The organism is Mesorhizobium sp. L48C026A00, assembly GCF_000502375.1.
In the GTDB taxonomy this organism is placed as follows: domain Bacteria; phylum Pseudomonadota; class Alphaproteobacteria; order Rhizobiales; family Rhizobiaceae; genus Mesorhizobium; species Mesorhizobium muleiense.
This window is the reverse complement of sequence record NZ_AYWU01000083.1, coordinates 1-3,152: the sequence shown is the minus strand read 5'-3', so window position 1 is coordinate 3,152 and position 3,152 is coordinate 1. Positions and strand designations below refer to the sequence as shown.

Genomic DNA, 3,152 nt, shown 5'->3' with positions numbered 1-3,152 from the left:
GCTACATCACGCCCGCGGCTTATTCCGCCAATCTCACCGCAACGGGCGATCAGCTGCACAACCCCGACCAGCTCCGCCGATCGCCCGTTGCTCAACCCGCGCCATACGGCGTACAACCCGCCGAGGCTCTAATTGCCGCCGGATGAAAATTCGGTGGCAGGTCAACGCCACGCAATTGGACCTTAGGGCTTTGACTTACAGACCAGAAAATTGAAATGGGGGTCATAGTCAGCGCCGATGATGACCCCGCCAGCGTTATGAATTTGCCTGCAACTTCATGCAGTTAACGGTAGTCGCCTTCAGCGGTCCACCGTGGATGCCGATTTCACAGCCTAACTCAAACCTCGGCTTCGTGCTCCTCCCCGGAGTGCCCAATTTTCCCACTCCCATGTCCTCTCTTCCTCCAACAGGTCTCATAGGCGCCGATGTCGGGCCGGTGTTCTCACCGAGAAATTCCGGTCGCCGGTTGAGCGCTTCGATCTCCGCAAAATAGAGTGAATGCGTCGCTGTCCGGATAAGAGACCGGGATCTTTCCGCGTTTGGCAGGCGTTCCATGACGAACCGGACGGCGTTCTTGAGGCTCGTGCCGCGGACGTGTGTCGTCACGGTTCTATTGCCGTGAACTGGGGAGAGTGTGAGAACCGTCGCCGGCATCTTGGGGTCGACGTGCAGCATCTTCGGACCTCCGTGCAAATTCGAGCGATAGGTAGCACTGGTACGTGTCGGCTGTTTGACGCCGGCGAAATCACGAAGAGATTCGGCGTGGCATACGGAGAAGCGTCAACTCATGGAGCCGCCGGTCGGATGCCGTGACTCCGAAACGGATTGCGGCCGAATGAAAGGGCCGCGCGCGCTGTCGGCTTCTATGGCGTCACGATGCTCGTGCACCTGAACCAGTCGCCGTCATCGCGAACACGACGCGACAGTTCTTCAAACGTTTGGACAAAATGATGCTTGCTCAAACGGTACGGGCAGGGTTTGCGTGTCCGGCTGAACAAAGCCCGCCAGCCAAAAAGAAAAAGACCGGCGGCAGGAGGTGCTGGCCACTACTAGCCCCGGAAGACGGCGGGTGGATATGCCGCCTTGCCGGTACTTTTCCCGTCGCCTCAGTCCACGATCCCGAAACGCGGATACCGGTTTTCGGAAAAGATCGCGGTCCAACAAGAATGTCAGGCGACCTTGAGTTCCTTGAAAGCCTTCTCGAAGGCTTCCTTGACCGGCTTGGACACTTCCTCGGCGGCCTTGGCGGTCACGGCTTGGAGGTCCTTGGCCTGCTCGACGGTCATCTCGACGCGCTTGCGCAGGAAGACGGTCTGCAACTCGACGACTTCCGACAGCGACTTCGCGCCGATCAGGGCTTCGAGGTGCGAGAAGTCGGCTTCGGCATTGGCGCGCAGAGCGGCAATTGTCTTGAGCGACAGCTCGTTGCCGGCGGTCTTGGCGGTCTCGAAGGTCGACTCGAGAGCCTTCTGGGTCGTCTCGGCGCCGGTCTTCAATTTCGAAAAGGCTTCCTTCGACTGCTCGACGCCCTTTTCGGCGACAGCGCGGAACTGGTCGGTAGCCTTGGACGGGTCGAAGGTCGGAAATGCGGCGTTCTCGATGGTGTCAGTGGTCTTGTCAGCGATCTTGGACATGTTTTCCATCCTTTTTGGACGGCCTTGCTCAATGCCGTCTCGTTCATTTACGAAGCTGACGTAACGGAATTATGAAACCGACAGAGCGGAATTTATGTTCAATACCGCACTGCACCATGATTTTTGCCCCAGCGTTGACCGAACGCCGAATTTTCGAAGGGCCGCCGTGCTGTTGGAGACCCGAGTCGAACCCCGCCAAAATCCACCCAACGCTTTTGGGATGAGGATTGGATCGCCTGGCTTTGACAAGCGCCGCAGGGTTGCCTATCAAGGCTGCGTTACGGTTCTGCATCCGCAGATTAAAAGGGAATGTGGTGAGGTCTTTTGACCAATGCCACGACTGCCCTCGCAACTGTAAGCGGCGAGCTTCACGCCTAAAGCCACTGTACCCCCGCGGGGATACGGGAAGGAGGTGTGAAGCGCATGAGCCGCGAGTCAGGAGACCTGCCGTTACGCGAGAAACCAAAAACCGGACGAGGGTTCCGGCAGGGCCGTGACGCAAGCGACTTCATCGCCCGTTATGCAATCAGTCCGTGTCAGGGGCACTGATCCAGCCTGCCTTTCTGCCCGGCATCGCCGAGTTTCAAGAGAGGACAGGACATGAAGATTATCGTTCTCGCTGCGTTGGTCGCGGCAATTCCAGCCGCTGCCGTGGCAGCCCCCACCACCTATCCGTTGGTTCTTGAGAATTGCGGCATCGAAGCACGTTTCGACCATGCCCCGCAGCGCGCCGTGGGCCTGGGGCAGAACAGCACCGAGATCATGCTCATGCTTGGCCTCGCCGACAGAATGGCCGGCAGCGCGATCTGGGTGTCGCCGGTGCTCCCGGAACTGGAAACCGAGAACAAGAAGGTGGAGCGCATCGCCAACAATACGCCGAATTTCGAAGCGGTCGTCGCCCGCAATCCGGATTTTCTGGCGGCACAGTTTCTGACGGCAGTCGGCCCGAAGGGCCGGATCGGCACGCGCGAGCAGTTTTCCGATCTCGGCATATCGAGCTACGTTTCTCCAACCGACTGCGCCACGAAGGACAATACGAGGTGCTGGCGGCCTCTCGATCCTTTTCCTTCAGGACCTGAACAGTCGTCTCGTCGCCATGGATGAGGGTTTGCGATCTGAGCCGCAGCTTCAGGGCGTCATAGATGCGGGAGAGATGCTTTTCGCTCGAGCCGATCACCCAGTGGCCCAGTGCGCACGTCGCTGCGAAAACGGCCAACAGAAGGTCAGCAAAGTGTCCGGGCATGGACTTGCCGGAAAGCTATCGGCTTAGTTATTAGGCAATGGTTTCCACGATCTCATAGCGCTGGATCAGCGGCCCAATCCCCTCGTTGAGCAGGGTCAGGACGTTCTGGGTCGTCGGTGCGAGAAGTTCAATCCGCTCGATGCGAACCGGACTCCATGAAGGCTCCTCATCCTCATCCGAGGTGACTTCGTCGCGGAGCTCGCGGACGACCTGCCGCACCTCGTCCAGTTCTGTAAAGAAGAAACCTGGGATTCCGGTGTCTTTCCAGCGGTCTT

3 protein-coding genes, 1 pseudogene and 1 riboswitch are annotated in these 3,152 nt (G+C 58.8%); all 4 genes and pseudogenes read right to left on the bottom strand.

The features are described 5' to 3' along the window. Positions 1-255: 255 nt before the first annotated feature. Complete coding sequence (locus tag X738_RS80350) at positions 256-675, bottom strand: hypothetical protein (protein WP_023804249.1); 420 nt, start codon at positions 673-675, stop codon at positions 256-258. Between the two features lie 494 nt (positions 676-1,169). After that, entirely contained in the window at positions 1,170-1,634 is a 465-nt protein-coding gene (locus X738_RS80345; protein WP_023804248.1) for a phasin, read from the bottom strand. A 264-nt stretch (positions 1,635-1,898) separates the two neighbouring features. After that, positions 1,899-2,100, top strand: a riboswitch (cobalamin riboswitch). Positions 2,101-2,649: 549 nt separating this feature from the next. Beyond that, positions 2,650-2,826 (bottom strand): annotated as a pseudogene (locus X738_RS88210) (IS66 family transposase); the annotation flags it as partial. 81 nt (positions 2,827-2,907) lie between these two features. Continuing rightward, the coding region (locus X738_RS86600; protein ID WP_023804247.1) for a hypothetical protein at positions 2,908-3,152 on the bottom strand (245 nt) is incomplete at its 5' end.

Bases quoted from the DNA above. Each gene is read 5' to 3' on its own strand.
- X738_RS80350 (WP_023804249.1), bottom strand. From the start codon at position 675: ATGCTGCACGTCGACCCCAAGATGCCGGCGACGGTTCTCACACTCTCC.
- X738_RS80345 (WP_023804248.1), bottom strand. From the start codon at position 1,634: ATGTCCAAGATCGCTGACAAGACCACTGACACCATCGAGAACGCCGCA.